13 protein-coding genes are annotated in these 16082 nt (G+C 63.0%); 3 read left to right on the forward strand and 10 right to left on the reverse strand.

The window, feature by feature from the left end; genetic code table 11:
* Positions 1-45: 45 nt before the first annotated feature.
* Positions 46-1161, forward strand: a complete 1116-nt coding sequence (locus HMPREF1531_RS03210) for a hypothetical protein (RefSeq protein WP_016668464.1) — start codon at positions 46-48, stop codon at positions 1159-1161.
* Between the two features lie 131 nt (positions 1162-1292).
* Here HMPREF1531_RS03210 and HMPREF1531_RS03215 read toward each other — a convergent pair whose 3' ends face one another.
* From HMPREF1531_RS03215 to HMPREF1531_RS03225, 3 genes are read right to left on the reverse strand one after another with little or no spacing between them, the layout of a single operon-like run.
* Positions 1293-2471 (reverse strand): ABC transporter permease, encoded by a 1179-nt coding sequence (locus tag HMPREF1531_RS03215; protein ID WP_016668465.1) that lies wholly within the window; start codon positions 2469-2471, stop codon positions 1293-1295.
* Entirely contained in the window at positions 2458-3603 is a 1146-nt protein-coding gene (locus HMPREF1531_RS03220; protein ID WP_016668466.1) for an ABC transporter permease, read from the reverse strand. The genes HMPREF1531_RS03215 and HMPREF1531_RS03220 overlap by 14 nt, the downstream gene beginning before the upstream one ends.
* Before the next feature lie 4 nt (positions 3604-3607).
* Positions 3608-4582: an ABC transporter ATP-binding protein gene (locus HMPREF1531_RS03225; protein WP_036897105.1), complete on the reverse strand. Its 975-nt coding sequence runs from the start codon at positions 4580-4582 to the stop codon at positions 3608-3610.
* Between the two features lie 317 nt (positions 4583-4899).
* Here HMPREF1531_RS03225 and HMPREF1531_RS03230 point away from each other — a divergent pair, with 317 nt between their 5' ends.
* Both HMPREF1531_RS03230 and HMPREF1531_RS03235 read left to right on the forward strand, forming a co-directional pair.
* Positions 4900-6006, forward strand: a complete 1107-nt coding sequence (locus HMPREF1531_RS03230; protein ID WP_016668468.1) for a sensor histidine kinase — start codon at positions 4900-4902, stop codon at positions 6004-6006.
* Positions 6003-6641 (forward strand): response regulator transcription factor, encoded by a 639-nt coding sequence (locus HMPREF1531_RS03235; RefSeq protein WP_016668469.1) that lies wholly within the window; start codon positions 6003-6005, stop codon positions 6639-6641. Before HMPREF1531_RS03230 ends, HMPREF1531_RS03235 begins: the two co-directional genes overlap by 4 nt.
* A gap of 103 nt (positions 6642-6744) precedes the next feature.
* Here HMPREF1531_RS03235 and HMPREF1531_RS03240 read toward each other — a convergent pair whose 3' ends face one another.
* From HMPREF1531_RS03240 to HMPREF1531_RS03270, 7 genes are all read right to left on the reverse strand, one after another.
* Positions 6745-7170 carry a hypothetical protein gene (locus HMPREF1531_RS03240; protein ID WP_016668470.1) on the reverse strand — a complete coding sequence of 142 codons (426 nt, stop codon included), beginning with the start codon at positions 7168-7170 and terminating at the stop codon, positions 6745-6747.
* Positions 7170-8420, reverse strand: a complete 1251-nt coding sequence (locus tag HMPREF1531_RS03245; protein WP_016668471.1) for an RAMP superfamily CRISPR-associated protein — start codon at positions 8418-8420, stop codon at positions 7170-7172. Before HMPREF1531_RS03245 ends, HMPREF1531_RS03240 begins: the two co-directional genes overlap by 1 nt.
* Entirely contained in the window at positions 8420-9673 is a 1254-nt protein-coding gene (locus HMPREF1531_RS03250; protein ID WP_016668472.1) for a hypothetical protein, read from the reverse strand. Before HMPREF1531_RS03250 ends, HMPREF1531_RS03245 begins: the two co-directional genes overlap by 1 nt.
* On the reverse strand, positions 9670-10230 hold the full coding sequence (locus HMPREF1531_RS03255) for an RAMP superfamily CRISPR-associated protein (RefSeq protein WP_016668473.1): 561 nt from the start codon (positions 10228-10230) through the stop codon (positions 9670-9672). The genes HMPREF1531_RS03250 and HMPREF1531_RS03255 overlap by 4 nt, the downstream gene beginning before the upstream one ends.
* Positions 10227-11672, reverse strand: a complete 1446-nt coding sequence (locus HMPREF1531_RS03260; RefSeq protein WP_016668474.1) for a Cas10/Cmr2 second palm domain-containing protein — start codon at positions 11670-11672, stop codon at positions 10227-10229. The genes HMPREF1531_RS03255 and HMPREF1531_RS03260 overlap by 4 nt, the downstream gene beginning before the upstream one ends.
* Positions 11669-13690: a TIGR03986 family type III CRISPR-associated RAMP protein gene (locus HMPREF1531_RS03265; RefSeq protein ID WP_016668475.1), complete on the reverse strand. Its 2022-nt coding sequence runs from the start codon at positions 13688-13690 to the stop codon at positions 11669-11671. The genes HMPREF1531_RS03260 and HMPREF1531_RS03265 overlap by 4 nt, the downstream gene beginning before the upstream one ends.
* Before the next feature lie 284 nt (positions 13691-13974).
* A complete protein-coding gene (locus HMPREF1531_RS03270; protein WP_016668476.1) occupies positions 13975-15861 on the reverse strand; it encodes an SAVED domain-containing protein in 1887 nt (628 codons plus the stop codon).
* Positions 15862-16082 lie beyond the last annotated feature (221 nt).

Genomic DNA, 16082 nt, shown 5'->3' on the forward strand with positions numbered 1-16082 from the left:
AAAATCCGACGAACTGACCAAACTCGAACAAAGCAGGAGACCCCTATGAGTGATTGGGTATTTGCGGCTACGGGAGTGCATCCGCCAGCGGTGGCCCCTGAAGAGTTGGACAAACTGAACGAACGCTGGCACACCCTCACCACCAAGGTCCAGGAATCCACAACCACCACCGGCAAGATCATCTCAGACATCACCACCCACAACACAGGTGAAGCCGCCGACGCATTCACCTCGTGCATGAACGCCAGCGGCATCCCCACCAGACTCACCACCTTCCAACAACACACCAACACCATCGAACAAGCCCACACCACAGCCAGCTCCATCCTGCACGACACCACCACCCAAATGCAGGCAAAAGCAGCAGAACTCAACACAAACCTCCGCCGCGCACTCACCACCCCAAACCTCCAAACCCCCATCACACTCTTCACCCTCCTCAAAAAAGCCCAACAAGACCTCCACACCATCGACACCACAAACGCCCAAGCAATCACCAACGCCTACAGTAACCTTGACACGCAAAGTACAGAGAAGCCTGCCGAACCCACCGCCACGCCAGATAAGGACGAAGGACGCACCGACGTTGACAAAGATGTGAAAAAAATGTGGGAAAAAGACATGAGCGATTCCGAGAGAAGAACCGCAGCCCAGGCGATTGTGGACGAACAGTGCAGAAGATACGGGATGGAGCCGAAGAAGATCGTCTGGGACCCGAGCATCGCCCCAGCCAACGGAAAATGGGATTGGGACGAGAATGTAATCAAAATCAATCCCGACAAGCTTGACGAATCATCAATACTGAATACTCTGGCCCACGAGTCACGTCACGCGGCACAGAGTCAGGCCATTGAGGATAAGAACGGACTTTTCGCTGGACTCATCGGAACGAATGATGACAACTATTCACGACAGAGATATGGTGCAACACAAAAAGAAATCGAAGAGTGGGAGAATAACTATAGTAACTACAACCAAGCTCCTAAGGATCCAGTAATAGACACAGAAGCAGAAAGGGAACAATACCAGCGATACTTGAACCAACCAATCGAGGCAGACGCAAGGAAATATGGAAATGAATTTGCCGCAACTCTGACCATTGATGCGATGAGACTGTACAAACAAGGAAAACCTAGTGGCGTGAAGCCCTATTTGCTGTGATCAGCAACACCCTATACAACATCAAGCCGAATCTGAGCAAAAATTCATTACGCTCCTTTACGTTCGCACACATGTACAGGTCATTTGGTTCCCCATGATCCACGGATCATGGGGAACCAAATGGATGAGAATCACGCGGCGGCTCGGGCGCGACCGGCCATCACCCCGATGCACATGATGGCCACACCGAACAGGGCTGTGATACCGCAGTAGCCCACCAGGGGAGCCAGATCCGGCCATGCGGTCGAGGTTGCCGTCGCCGCTTCGGAGATCGCCCGGCAGGACCAGTAGCCGGGGGTGAACCGGGAGACCGTCACCACCGAATCGGGCATCCACTCCAGGGGAACCCATGCCCCGGCCAGGAAACTGAGCACCATGCCACCGATATTCGCCACGGCGTTCGCCGCGTTCTCGCTGGCCCTGAGCTGGCCGAGCAGGAACCCGGCCGAGATCGCGACCAACACATTAGCCCCAATGGCCAGGGCAACGATCCCGAGCTGCGGGGCAGCATTCATGATGGCGTCACGCCCAAGCGCACCAACGCCTAGGCCCATCGTCCATAGCCAATCAACCAGGCCAATGAGCACGCAGGTGATCAGCAACCCGGCGTTACGCGCTGTGGAGGTGAGTGGGGCCGCAGCCATCCGGGCCCGGACCGGGCTGTTGTTCACCGTCGCCATGCCGATGATCACCGCCAGAATGCAGAAGGCCATGACCGGGTAGGTGGTGAACTTGGCATAGGCGACCAAGGGCCCGGGCAGCGACCCGGTCCCGGGGTCGATGACCTGCACCGGGGCCTGGTGGGCCATAGCCTCATCCGCCAAGCGAATGGCCTCCTGCGGCGAACTGGTCACGGTGCCCAGGTAGTCATACACCTGGTTCAGCCAGGCATCAGTGCGCACGTCCATCAGGGAGCCAGCTGCGGAATCAAAACTGACGACGGTGTCGAGGACGGGGGGAATGCTGTTCTGGGCCGCGGCCCGCTCCAATTGCTCCCCGAAACCAGCGGGGATGACCACGATATATTCAATGGTGCCCTTGGCGGTGGCATCCTCCAGTGCCGCATTCGTGTCCTCGATCCGACGCACCTCACCAATCGATTCGATGTGGTTCCTGATTCCGGCAGAGATCGCGGAGCCGTCGCGGTCCACAACGGCGACGGTGGCCGTGGCCTGTTTCGGTTCGGTGGAGGGCTGGCTGGCGGTGGCAAGACCAGTAGTCAAGCCCAACAGATTCAGTATGACCAAGTAGACCGTCAGGACTCCCCGGTGTCGGGTGACAACGGTGAACAGGAGCTTACAGATGTGCATGACCCATCCTCCTCATGCGAATTGCGGCGACGGCCAGGAACAGGACGGCCATCAGGGCCAGGACCCCACAGCTGTAGATGAACGATGACAGTGAGCTGTGGTGGACCAGCGCGTTGTAGGCATTCGTCGTCTGCCACAACGGATTGACGTGGGAAAGCAGCGGGGCCGTCCGCTCAACATTGTCGGCCAGCGACTGGGAGGCCGGACCGTACAGCCCGCTGAACAAGGACAGCAGACAGGAGATAGCCGAGGCCATCGTGACAGCCGGGCCCCGAGTGGTTCCGATGAGTGTCCCCGCGGTACAAGACATCAGACTCGACAGACCGATCACCACCAGGCACAGCAGGGATCGGGGTCCGAAGTTGATATGCCCGACGAGGACCAGGAATGCGTAAGTGATCAGCATACAGGCCAGGATGGCCACCCAGGATGCGGCCAGCGTTCCCAGCAGCACTCGCCACCGGGGAACACCGGCCATCGTGCTCCTGGCTCCCAGCGCCGAGACAGTCCCCATCACAGCTTGTATACCGGAGATGGCGATCAGCATGCCCATGCCCGAGGCGAAGGCCAGCAGGGCAAAGTAGTTGCGGATGGCTGGATCAGGTGGGGTCGGGGTGACCTGGAGGCGCTGGGTGAAGGTTTGTCTGGTCTGCAGCACGATCGCAGCACCCGGATCCGCCGACGAGGACATGATCGCCTGTTGCTCGGCGACGGTTTGGACATAGGAGTCGAGCACCGCGCGCAGTACTAGGGACGTGGCCGATGTATTGCCCTTCGGGGTCAGGTGAAGATCCGGTGTGCCGTCGTTCACCCGCAGGTAGCCATCGGTGTCTCCGCGCAGGGCTGCCTCCTCGGCCTCCTGCGCCGAGGAATGGACAGTGAACGTGGCGTAGTGGATGTCGCTGTTTTCATCGCCCAGTTCCTCGACCAGCCGGTCGAGTTCCGGGGCACTGGTGGAGGTCTGGTCAGCGACGAGACCCAGGGGCATCGGGCGAGGCTGGAAGGCTGTGGTGAAATTGCCGAACTGGGTCACGAAGATCACCGAGAGGGCCATCGGCAGCCCCAAGGCCCAGATCAGCATGGTTTTGCCACGGGCCAAGCGCAGCAATTGGACTCGGAAGATGGAGAGCATGGCCTCACACCTCATCCCGCAAGGCCCGGCCGGTGATCTCCAGGAAGACCTCGTTCAGCGTCGGGGGTTCGGAGGTGACCCGCCCGATGGTAGCCCCAGCCGTGCTCAGCACCTGCAGCACATCGGAGAGATTGTGAGCCCCGGGCAGGCAGCCGATCGTCATCTCCGATTCCTCCACGGTGGCGGTGCGCACGCAGTCGAGACGACGCACCTGTTCAAGGAGTTCATCGGGGACCGGGTGCGGGTCAATGATCTCGGCCCGGATACGTTCCCCGGTACCGACCATGGCCTTCAGCTCATCGGCGCTTCCCACGGCCACCTGCTGGCCATGGTCCATGATGATGATCCGGGAACACAGCTCCTCGACCTCTTCCATGTAGTGGCTGGTGTAGACGATGGTCGCGCCCTGGCGTTGCAGCTCCCGGATGCCGTTGAGGATCGCATTGCGGCTCTGCGGGTCGACCGCGACCGTCGGCTCGTCCAGGAAAATCAATTCCGGGCGGTGGGCAATACCGCATGCGATATTCAACCGCCGCAGCAGGCCACCGGAGAGTTTTTTCGGCCGGAATGTGGTGAATTTCTCCAAACCGACGAAAGCAATGGCTTCCTCGACGAGATCCCGCCGATGGGACCGATCGGAAATGTAGAGTCCGCAGAAGGCATCCACGTTCTCCCGAACGGTGAGTTCCTCGAACACCGCAACCTCCTGCGGCACCACCCCAATGCGTCGCTTCAGGTGGTAGGAGGTCTCCGTCATCGGTTCGCCGAAGATCTCCACCGAACCGGAATCATGGTTAAGCAGTTGGAGGATGCAGTTGATAGTCGTCGTCTTGCCGGAGCCATTGGGCCCCAGCAGGCCGAGCAGTTCACCGGACGCGATGCGTAGGGACAATCCGTCCACGGCGACCAGTTCACCGTAGCGTTTGACCAAGGAGTCGACACGCACCGCATCGCCACCTGGGCGGGGTTTCTCCTTCATCTCTGTTTCTTCTTTCCGGCCGGTGTCCACCAGCCACAGCAACAATGCTCGGCGACATGGCTTTCGGCAGGAAGTGCCCGATGTCATGATCTGGGGCTGCAGCCATGACTTCTGTCATCGCTTTCTCTCACCCCGAACCAGGGAGATCCTGCCTGGGGTTGTGCGGGATTTACCCAGCCGCAGCCTCCTGTGGTCCACGTGCCCGGATCTTCCTGGGTGGGTGCCCACTGGCCCTACCCGATACCAAATAGGAAAACGGGATCGGGCGACTCGTTGATCACCGGGTGGGCCGATCCTCAATGCCGGAGAATGGGACCGTGAACCAACTCGCAGACAAGGTCGTGCTGCTGGGCAGTGGGGTGCTCGTGGCCGCATCGTCGGACGTCTCCGGTTCTTCGATGATCGTCTGGTTGCTGGCTGCAGTGACCATCAGCGCGCTGTGCGGTGCTTTCGGGGATCACCAGACGCCCCTGGTGTTGCTTCCCGCCTACTTGGTGGCGGGTTATTTCTCGCCGGACTCGGTGTATGGGGCCCCGCTGATCGTCCACGACCTGGCCCGGGCCGCGATGTGCGGTGGAACGGGCACCCGCCGCGGCGTCGCCATCTGTGCTGTTCCGCTGCTCGGTTGCCTGTGGCAGTGGCATCAGGCCTCCTCCCTCGCCTTGGCCGAGACCGCCTTGTGCGCATTGGGCGTGCTCCTGGCGGTGCGGTCTGTCCAGGCTGAACACACCCGCAGCGCACTGCACCGGGTTCGCGACGACCTTCAGTCGAAGGTCACCGCCTTGCAAGCAGCCCATGCCCGGCTACTGGAGGCCACCGAGTACGAGGCCCGTGCCGGGGTGATGGCCGAACGCACCCGCATCGCCCGCGACATGCATGACGGGGTCGGGCACGTGCTCACCCGGTTACTATTCCGGATCAAGGCGATGCAGGTCGTCCATCGCGACGAGCCCATCCCGGGCCAGGAACTCACCGAGATCGCATCGGGGCTGGAGGAATCCCTGACGGCGATGCGCACCAGCGTCCATGCCCTGTCCGACGACGGAGAGGACCTGGCCACCGCCTTGCATCTGCTGGCCACCAAGTGTGGGATCGCCGATGTTGACCTGGACTACGGTCTCGAAGAAGAACCCCCGGTCAAGGTGGCACGGTGCGTCATCGCGGTGGTAACCGAAGCCCTGACCAATGCGGTACGGCACGGGCAGGCAAGCACCGCTCGCGTCCAGGTCATCGATTACCCCGCCTTTTGGCGCATCGTCGTCGGCAATGACGGCAACCCACCAAACAATTGGGATGCCACCCGCCCACAGGGGCTCGGCTTGCAGGCAATGACCGACCGGGTCGAGGCGCTAGGTGGCAAACTGCGCATAGTTCCCCGGCCTCGTTTTACGATTCTCGCCACGATTCCGAAGGACAACCGATGAAAATTCTGATCGTCGACGACGACCCGATCGTCGCCCAGTCGCTGGCCACCATTTTGTCGGCCGAGACAGACATCGAGGTGGCCGGGATAGGCGCCAGCGGAGAAGAGGCGGTACGCCTGTTCACCGAGTTGGCGCCCGACATCCTGCTCATGGACATCCGGATGCCCGGCGGAAGCGGGCTGGAAGCCGCCGAAGAGATCCTCGCCGCGCACGACCGGGCCCGTATCGTCTTCCTGACAACCTTCTCCGACGACGAGTACATCGTGCGCGCGCTGCAGATGGGTGCCCGCGGTTACCTGATCAAACAAGACATCGCACAGATCGCCCCGGCGCTACGCAGTGTAATGGCCGGAGTGTGCGTGTTGGAAGGCCAGGTGATGGAACGCAGCACGATCATGGCGCCCACCCAAGCCGTCACCCACCAGCGCAATACCATTTTCGCCCGGCTGACCGACCGGGAATACGAAGTGGTCGAGGCAGTAGCGCAGGGGCTGGACAATGCGCAGGTCGCAGAACGGTTGTTCATGAGCGAAGGAACCGTGCGCAACCACATCAGCACAGTCCTAGCGAAAACTGGGCTACGCAACCGAACCCAGGTCGCAGTGGCCTGGTACCGCTCCGAACTGCCAAACTAGTCAGAAGATCGGCCACTGCCCCACCACGCAGGTGTTAACCGATCTCAGAAGTACCTCCTCCCGGGTTGCGGTCAACCGTTCGATGGTGAAGGGACCTATGAGCTCACCTCGTCACCGCCGGGCAGTCGAACAGGTCGACGCGCGCCGGGGCTATCACCCGCAGGATGCGAACCGGCTGACCATGCCAGTTGGCGTCGCCCTCGTCGCTGCGGAAGAACCGCGTGTCGCGGTGCAGCGACGGCAGGGGTGGTTCACCTTGTGGCTCCAGTTCCACGACATCTGCTTTCTCCCAACCGTCGCCGATGGGCATGACGCCGGCGCGGCGCAGCCACAGGCCGGCGCATCGGTCGGTCTCCTCCCGCCACGCCGCCCAGTCGTTCCCGCCCCAGGCCCAGATATGACCGGTCGGAACGACGCGTTCTGGCGGTTCGGGCGCGAAATGCCAGCCGGTATGGTCGGCCCAGGCATAGGCGGTGAAGAACTCCCCTTCTGGGCGTTCTGCGAGGGGGCGAGCGAACCAGTCAGCCATTATTCAGTCTCCTTCCGCTTGAGTGAGCCGAAACCGCGGGTCGTGCCGCCGCCGATTCCGATGATCTGCTCGTCGAGGTCACACACGACGGCCTCAAGCAGGTCGCGTTCCTCGTCGGTGAGCGGCTGCAGCTCATGAATGCGCAGGCTCAGGGTGGAGCCGGGCGGCAGGTAGTGCACCGAGTACAGCGACCCGTGCGAGGCCTCCGCCGTGGTCTGCGAGTTCATTAGGCTGCCGCCGGAGATGCGGTCAATCGCGACCTGTGTCAGGCACGGCAGCTTTTCCGGTTCGGGGGTGGTGCCGTCGGGCAGCTGCACCGGCGACGACTCGAACCGCAGGATCCCGCGTGTCCCGCCGTCGAGGGATTCGCCCTGCGTCCGCGCCGACCCGAACAGCCGCTCGTCGATCCCCTTCGCCTCCCGACCGGTCACCTTCAGGATGTGTGCGATGCGGTGCCGGAAAATACCGCGCCACGAGTCGGCGGGCATCTCGGTCTTGGTGTACAGCACATTGTTCTTGTCCGGGTCCGCGTTCTGTGAAGGTTGACCGTCGCCGATGCGCAGCGGGTCGGCCACCTCAAAGTGGTACTCGATTGAGGGTTCCGACGAAGGGGATTCGCCTGGCCGCGTCTCCCAGCCGGTCAGGTCGGCATCGGGTACGAGGCAGGCGCGTCGTTCATCAAGCCACCAGGTCAGGTCGGCCGGGTCGCGGCGGTCGATGGTGTGGTGGTGGATGGCCTGGAGAGTGCCCCAGCCCTGGTTCGATGTGCGGCGTCGACCGATGACCGGCTGCCATGTGGCCGCCAGATCGAGGAAGGCATCAAGCCCAGCTGGGTCGGCATCGTCGCGGTCCCACAGCAGCCACCACTGCACCTTCGTGCCCTTGGGAACCACCTCGCGGGTGAACAGGTGCCCCCCTTTGGCGGCCCGGCGGTGAGCGTCGATGCAAACCTGGGTGACCTCTTCAGTTTGCACCTGTCCGACGATGTTCGCGCCGAGCGCCCGGATCTGTGACGGCACCGTATCCCCACCCTTCTCGGCACCCAGATAGCGGGAGGCCGCCTCGCCGAGGTGGTCGCGCAGCCCGCCGACGAGGGAGGTCGCCGGCAGGTACACCGACCCGTCGGGCCTGCGCTGGATAGGTGCCTGGATCGCATCCTCGCCGGTAGTCCCAGAGCGCGTGAACGCGCCGATCGCCCAGGGGGTGTCGATGGTGAGGTCGAACCGCATCAGTGTCGCGTAGCGGGGCATCACTTCCTCCTCTTGTTTTTGTTCGACCGCAACAGCCCGGCCAGCTGCTCCAGCTGCCGTGGCTCCAGGGCCAGGATCTCCCGGAGCTTGTCGTGGAACTGGGGCGGAGCCTTGTCCAGCACTTGTTTGAGGTTGCGCTGGGTCTTTTCCTCCGACACCTCGCTGGTGTCCGAGAGGTTGATACAGGCCATCCGCAGCAACGATTTGTACTCGCCCCAACTCTTGTGTTTCCGTAACTCGGCGCCCTCCTTCTCCCACCACTCGGCCGTGACGTCAAAAGGGGGCCGATTGGTCACCTCCCAGCCGGTGATCGCAAGCTGGCCGTAGCCGTCGATGCGGCGCCAGCCGATACCGCGCCGCAGCCGCCGCCAACCATCGGCGGTGAGGCCATCGACGACGAAACTGACCCCCGACGCGAATGCCCAGTCCGGCACCTTCGGCAGGTTGCTGCGCCCATGCCAGCCGGTCACCAGTTCGCTGCGCACCCACTCGGGGTGGTGACGCAGCGTCAGGTCATCGCCACTGATCCGCTTCAGCTCACGTTCAACGTCGTCGAGGTCCAGGCTCGGCGCGCCCCACTTGTCGGTGATGATCGCGGGGCTGGTCAGGTGGATGGCGACCGGCTCATCGCGCCACGTCGGCGGTTTCTCCTCCAGCTGCGTGACGGTGGCGATGGCGCGGCCACGGTCCTGGGACCGGCCCTGCCCGATCCGGACGGTGGCGTCGTCAAGCCAGGAGAGATCGGCACTGGTCTCGATCTCGGCGATGTAGCACATGCCCTTTGCGACGTAGTCACGGGAGTAGAGTCGCCCGTCCTCGGCGGTCTCGTTCGCCTCCAACTGCACGCGGCCGCGCCGCACCGGATCGGGCAGGTCACTCCACCCAGGCTTGGCCGTCAGCGGCCCACCGCAGCGCGGGCACTCCCCGGTGTTCCAGGCCTCACCCGAGGCGACGAACAGCGCGCGGTCATAGACGGCCTCCCCACAGCGAGGTTCAGCGCCATACTTGCAGGCCACGGTCGAGGTGGTCCTAAGCCTCGCCCCATCGGGGACGGCCTGGGTGACAAGGAGGTCATCGTCGAACAAAGCTGCGAAGTCGTCGGCGGAATCGAAGCTGCGCCACCATAGCGCGGCCAGGGCACCCCGCAGCGTGGCTCCGGGAATCACTCGTTGGGTGGTGGTGTGGAACAACGCCTCGTTGCCGACACCCACACTGAACGGCGTCTGGAACTGCAACGTCAGTTGATATCTCACGACTCCTCCTTCACGCCCAGCAGGGCACGGCTGTCGTCCTCGGTCCAGGGCTCGGCGTCGCGAATCGTGACCCAACCGAAGCCACGGCGGCGGTTCAGCCCAATGCTCACGACGTCACGGGCCGAGGCCCGCAGCACTAGGACGTGCAGCTTCGGGGGCTTACCCGGGCCACTCCAGGCGATGGTGAACTCGCCCGTCTCGGCCCAGCACTGTTGGCCCGCAACCAGAGCGCGTTCCTCGGCGCGGCCGTTCTCGTCGACGCGCACCCGGTTCCACAGCGATGGCTCGACGCCGTGCTCCAACGACCCGGTGCCGATGCGTTCCACGGTGACGTCGGAGAAGATCCAGTCGCTGCCCTTGCGGGCTGTCCCGAACACCTCGCCCACGAGGGGTTTCGGCAGGCCAAGCCAGTGCTCCGCGTGGGCACGCAGCAGCCCCTTGACCGCGGAACTAGGGAACGGGGTTTCTTCGTCGATCGTGTGGTCCAGGCCATCGAGGGCCTTACCTGAGCTAATCACGAACGGCGTGTGGAATGTCACTTCGAATGTCAGGTTCATTCCTGGCCCTCCTTGATCTCTTCGACGACCGGCCACCAGCGAGCGCGGTCCAGGTCGGCGTAAACCTGGTCCTCACAGTGGCCTTCCAGGTATTTGGCGGTCTCGGGCCGCCCGGTACGCGTGGCCCAGGCGACGGCGTCCCGCCCCGCATCAAGTTCCTGCTTCAGGGCACTGCGGGCGCTGGGGCCGAGGCCTCGTAGGACGTGACCCCCGCGCAGTTCTTCGAAGGCCAGCTCGGTGTCGATGACGTTGCGTTCCAGCGCCTTGTGATCGACGGTGGTATCAGCCCACGCAATGTACGACTTCTCGCCCTTACCTTTCTTCTTGGCGATCTTCTCCATCTCCTCGGCCAACTCCCGGGCCCCCGCAAATGGTGCCTTGACGTGGGTGAAGACCATGCCCACACCGAGGCTGGCCGACTTCGCAGCCTTCTTGACTTCCTCAAACTTTGAACCGCGGTCGGCACACACGTCGTTGACGCGACTTTGAAACTCGGTTTCGAAGGCTTCGACGCGACTTTGAAACTCGATTTCGAAGGCCTCGGCCAGGGTCACCGCCCAGGTCCAGGCGAACCGGCCTGCGACGCTGGCCATGACGTCGTCGCCGCCGACGTAGTGCAGGACATCCGGGCAGTACCGAGGATTCACCATCGTGGCGATGACGGCCTCGCGAGCCCGTCTCGCGGCCTCCCGGGTGGCGTCGTCGAGGGCCTTCGACAAGGCCTTGTGTGCCTGCGGATCCTTCAGCTGAGCAACCTCTTTGAAAAAGTCACCCATGCGGTTGCCGTCAGCGAGAATCAGCGCGAGGTGGTTGTCGGCATCGCGGCGGCCCATCGCGCGGACGGGGTGGTCGTCATCTCCCGGCTCTTCGAGCTTCGTGAGATGCTCGAACATCTCCGGTTCCGCAACGCCGTCCTCGCGAGGTTTCGGTGTGTCCTTCCACTCCTTGAAAGCCTCCCGTCGCACGACGCAGTCGGCACCGTAGCTCCCCTTGCCGTCCGGCAAGTTCACGGCACGCTCAGCGGATTCCTCGTGACACCCCTCGCACTCGGCGAGCATCGGCAACCGGCGCGTGGCCGGGACAACGTGGTATACCCGCGCACAGCGTTGCCCGCCACCTGTGTACTGGTAGGCCTCGACGTAGCTGGCGGCCTCGTACACCCAGGCGCTCCACTCCAGACCCGGCAGATCCTTAGCGACCATGGTGATGGCCGCGCGAACAGTATCGTCGGCGACCCCATCATCCGATTCCAGGACGACGACGCCGGCGATGTCGGGCACCTCGCCGCTCAGGCGGAGCCCATTAGGGAGCTTGTCGCGCAGGTAGTTGCAGGAGGTGCGGGTGGTGAGGGCGTGGGATGCGCCTTTGGTCAGGGCCAGGCGCGGGGTGCGGGCGATCCACTGCTGAATCCGTTTCGCCCCAATCACGACGTAGGTTGTCACTTCGCACTCCAATTACTCTGGTCGTCGTCGGTGATCTCCGGCATGGGTTTCCAGGCTCCGGGCTTCCAGCTGGCGTTCTTTTTGCCATCGGACTGGGCCGGGCCGCCGAAGTCCTTGAAGAACTTGAAGGACTCGTCGAACTCCTTGGAACCGAACTGCTTCCACCCCACAGTGGTCGGGTAGGTGACTTTCCACCGGTTCTCACCCAGCCCGTCAAGGTGGAGCACCTTGCGGGCAGCATCGTGGATGGCGTCGAGGTCGCCGCAGCGGGCCTTCACCTCTTCGGGTTTGACGACGAATTTTTCCAGCGGGGTCTCCGTTTTGTCGCCGTAACGGGCGGACACCGTCATGATTCTCGCGGCGGTGATCTCGGCGGTCACCGAGCCGAGTCCGAGCGGCTTGCCGCGACCCAAGTGCAGGGCGAACTCACCGTCGCCAAGAATGCGCTCCGGGCAGAGCGATGCGAGCAGCGATGCGACGCCGAACCTGTCCAGGCCATCGAACGTGATCGTCTGCCGGAACGTGCCGACCGTGACCAGCTGGGCCTTGGTGCACATATCGTCGCTGTGATGTTCGCGCTTCAGGTGCCGACCGGGGACGCTCGTGGCGCTCTGGGGGTCTTGCAGATGCTCCAGCTGGCGTTCTGGGTTGGAGTGCCAGTAGAACTTGCGACCCCGCAACTGACGCCTCTGTGTGCCGTCGCTGTCCCAGCGGCTCCGGCGCATATCGCGCGACTTGGGAGTGGGAGGTTCCGGCGTCGGGTTGAGGTAGGTCAGGCCGGCACCCAGGTGCGGCTGCCCGAGCGGAGCCAAGGTCACCTCGTCGCCCTGCAGGTCGACGCCGACCGCCGCTCCAAACCGGACGTGCGCAGCATAGGACCGCTGGTCACCCTCTCGGCGACGTTCATCGGTGATGGCCTTGTCGTTAAGGGTGTCGGCCGACCCGAACACCGAACACGATGGGCACAGCAGCAGGTCTTCACCAGAGCACGGATGGATTTGCTCCGGGATGCGGTCTTTCAGGGAATCCTTGGATTCTTTTAGGGACTCTCCGGATTCTTTTAGGGACTCCCCGGATTCTTTTAGGGACTCCCCGGATCGCTCGCGCCAGAGCTGGCTCAGCTTGATGGCGGTGACCTTGCCGTCGCACACCTTCACCCAAATGACGCTGCCGGGCTCGAGAGCATGCGTATTGCCGCGGGTCTGACCGAGCTTGACCCCCTTGCGCTTGACGTCAACCCAACGCTTGTCATCGGGGCGGGCCCCCATCATCGCCCAGCCGAAGTCGTGTTTAGCTTCATCCGAGATGGTCGCGTGCTCCCGGGTCAGCTTTCCCAGCGACCAATACCACTTAGCGCGTACAGTCCTGTTCTTATTCGAGACCTTGTCCTTGACCTTGATTTCCTCACGGCGCGCACCTTCCTTGGTGATCAGCACGACATAGTGGCCGACCAGGTCCTCATACCCGCTGACCTTAGCTGGGCGCTGCAGCACCTGGAACCGCTCCGCCACCCGCCTCTTGGGCTTGATCTTCCAATCCTTGTCGGAGTTGACGGCGATGACGTCGCCGGTTCGTGCTTTTCCTCTAAAGCGTTGGCGTAGCGTTTCCGAGTCCACCGACGACCGCTTCTTCTCCTCCTCGCACAGCAGAACCTCGTCGCCATCAAGGACGACGGCCATCCGCCAGCCTTTGAGCGGGTCCATATTGGGCAACGGCAACTGCCGATAGGTGGGGCGGTAGCCGAGGTCGACCTGACGCAGGCAGCCGCCGAACAGCATCTCGTGGGTGCTGCGGACCGCACCCTTGATGGAGCTGCCGGGGATGCGGACCTCGCCGCCGATGCTGCCCCATTCTGCAGGCGGGATGGCGAGCGGTGAGTGAAGGTGCCAGGTGACGTTAAGAGTGCCGATATACCGGTCGCGGGCATCGTCGGGGCCGGGGTCGTGCCCGAGGGGTTTGCTGCGCACCACTTTCTGGGGCAACGACACAAACGTGTAGGGGTTGACGAAATCGGTCATGGGCTTTCCTCCCAAGGGTGTTGCCTTACGGGATGCTTGCTGGATCGATGCTGTGCGAATGCAGCCGAAGCCTCATTCGGTGGGCGTGAGAGTCGACGAATAGCAGCGCGGCGAACAAGGGGCGACGACGGCTGCGATCTCCTGGTTCGGAGTTCAGGTGGGTGGCATCACAAGCCAAACCAACGTGGTTGACATTGCCAAAGAAGCGGGGCTCGGCGACCAAATCGACGCTGATTACGAGTACGTGGTGCAGAGGCCGCTCGGTGCTGTGGCATCACGGCATGTCAGCCCCCACTCTTCGGTGGGAACTGGCCCAGGCCCCTGGCCCCGAGAATGTTTCCTTCCTCGTCACGGACCTCATCGAAGGGAAAGTAGAAGTCTCGGCGGCCGGAGGCCTGCGCCGACAAGCGAGGGACGATGTAGCCGACCCCAGGCACCTCCGGCGGCTCGCCGACGAGGTCGCCGGAGGTGATGACGGTGACTGGGATCTCAAGATCATCGTTGTGCACAGTCGGCGCGGAGCATCGCTTCTCCCCCACGCGCACCCACTGATCGTCGTCGGGGGCAGGCCACTCCTTGACAACCACGCCGTCGCGGTATAGCCGCACCACGTGCGGGGTGAGGTTGACGAGAGTCTTTGTCGGCTCGCAAGCAGGCGGCTCGCTGAGGAGATCACAGTCGTCGAAGACCTCAACGATCGGGCCGTTCGGCATGCCCGCGACCACGCGCAGCACCTTCTTGTAGTGTTGCTTGGTCGCGGACGGATTCTGGGTCAGCTCGTATAACACGCAGTTGAGGGTGTTGGTTTTCCTCGCGACCAGGGGCGCAAGCGACGTTGCCGCCGACCAAGCGATGTGCAGTTCCTTGCCTGCGCCTCGTTTGCGTAACTCTCTTGCGATCTCCTGGGCCAGTCGGGAGCCCTCGTTGGCCGGATAATGGTGCTCCCCGCTGCAGCTCTCGATGACGATCTGGAAACTTTCGTCGCAGGCGGCTTTAAGCTCCTCGAAGATCTGCATGTTCTGCTCTGTGCTGTTGCGGATCAACACGGCAACGCTGCGTGGAGGGTCGAGGTCTTGCTGGACATCCTTCGGGACCGCGTGGAACGTCTCCTGGTCGCCATCGCTGTTGGTATCGGTCCACTCGCAGCCGTCAAGGTCGATGACATGCAGGCCGCCTTGGCGCGTGACGGGCAACGCGGCACCGAGCGCCCAGCCGAGGCTGAAGTGGCCGCCCCCGGTCAGCCTCACGCCACTCACGCCGTGCGCATAGAGAGCATCAACCATGATCGGAAGAGTCTCCTTGAGATACCGGTAGTCCTCTACCGCAGGGATACCGGTGGTCGGGTCTTGGCGCAACCGGATGGCGAGGTCATGCTCGCAACCGAGGTAAGTGGTGCCGGAACGGCGCGTATGGGCGTCAGGGACCGGGCGGGTCTGCGTCTGAATGGTGATCTCGCCGTCGCCGATCCCCCGGTCACCGAATAACCACCTATTGATGCTGGAGATCGCTTCGACGGCACCTGTGGGTAGGCCGACCGGCAGGTATCGCTCCGTCGGCCTCATGAGATGCCCGAGTCGACGGTAGAGGAGATCCCGGTACAGCTGACGTAACTCAGCGAGGCCATACTGCTTCAGCTTCTTCAGCGGCTGGCCGGTGGTTCCCAGCAAGCAGTCGGGGGCCTGCACATTGATGGCGTTCTTCGATTGTGCGCACCCGCAGAGCAGATGGTCGGCCTCCACACCGTCTCCCCGCGATCGGCCATCACCGGAGGCCTTCTCGTCCGTTTTGGGGATGGTGTTGAGGACGAGGAAGCTGAAGTCGTGGGGTTCCTGTTCGAGGGCGAGCAGTTCGGGCAATTCCTCGTCCCGAACGAACTGGCTTTTGCCGATCTCGGGCGTGACGAGCAGCACCGCCGCGGAAATGCCCTCGGCAAAGGCCTGGCGGACTCGGCGCGTCGTCTCGCCGGGAGGCAGGTCGACGAGGTCGCGCCAAGGAACCAAACCGCCTGCGCGCAGGAACCGATCGAGTTGCTCGGCGAGTTTGGTTCCGTCGCTCTGCCGGTACGAGATGAAGATGGGCCCGGTCGGATCGTAGCGCTTGACGCCGCGACCACAGGGCTCATCTTGCATCCAACCAATGCCGCTGCATGTGTTCCTTGGTGTGCTGCTCATGGCCCCTCCCGTTGAAGCCCCCGACGCTGAAGAGCTGCAGGAAGCATCTTACGGAGCATCTGTGCCCGCGTCTCATCTTCTTCTCAGATTGCTCACCTTTCCGCGAACCCGCGCGGAGCCTCTCCTGCGAGCCGTGAGCCTCATGTGTTGTGCCCGGCCTCACTATCTAGGCGTCAGCACATGGCGCAACACCGCATCTGCCTGCTTTTGATGTGCAAGAA

It is taken from the genome of Propionibacterium sp. oral taxon 192 str. F0372 (assembly GCF_000413315.1).
Lineage (GTDB): Bacteria > Actinomycetota > Actinomycetes > Propionibacteriales > Propionibacteriaceae > Brooklawnia.

What these genes read in the sequence shown, in the direction of transcription:
- HMPREF1531_RS03220 (WP_016668466.1), bottom strand. Translation starts at nt 3,603, where the DNA reads ATGCTCTCCATCTTCCGAGTCCAATTGCTGCGCTTGGCCCGTGGCAAA.
- HMPREF1531_RS03270 (WP_016668476.1), bottom strand. Translation starts at nt 15,861, where the DNA reads ATGAGCAGCACACCAAGGAACACATGCAGCGGCATTGGTTGGATGCAA.
- HMPREF1531_RS03240 (WP_016668470.1), bottom strand. Translation starts at nt 7,170, where the DNA reads ATGGCTGACTGGTTCGCTCGCCCCCTCGCAGAACGCCCAGAAGGGGAG.
- HMPREF1531_RS03235 (WP_016668469.1), top strand. Translation starts at nt 6,003, where the DNA reads ATGAAAATTCTGATCGTCGACGACGACCCGATCGTCGCCCAGTCGCTG.
- HMPREF1531_RS03215 (WP_016668465.1), bottom strand. Translation starts at nt 2,471, where the DNA reads ATGCACATCTGTAAGCTCCTGTTCACCGTTGTCACCCGACACCGGGGA.
- HMPREF1531_RS03245 (WP_016668471.1), bottom strand. Translation starts at nt 8,420, where the DNA reads ATGCCCCGCTACGCGACACTGATGCGGTTCGACCTCACCATCGACACC.
- HMPREF1531_RS03265 (WP_016668475.1), bottom strand. Translation starts at nt 13,690, where the DNA reads ATGACCGATTTCGTCAACCCCTACACGTTTGTGTCGTTGCCCCAGAAA.
- HMPREF1531_RS03225 (WP_036897105.1), bottom strand. Translation starts at nt 4,582, where the DNA reads ATGAAGGAGAAACCCCGCCCAGGTGGCGATGCGGTGCGTGTCGACTCC.
- HMPREF1531_RS03255 (WP_016668473.1), bottom strand. Translation starts at nt 10,230, where the DNA reads ATGAACCTGACATTCGAAGTGACATTCCACACGCCGTTCGTGATTAGC.
- HMPREF1531_RS03210 (WP_016668464.1), top strand. Translation starts at nt 46, where the DNA reads ATGAGTGATTGGGTATTTGCGGCTACGGGAGTGCATCCGCCAGCGGTG.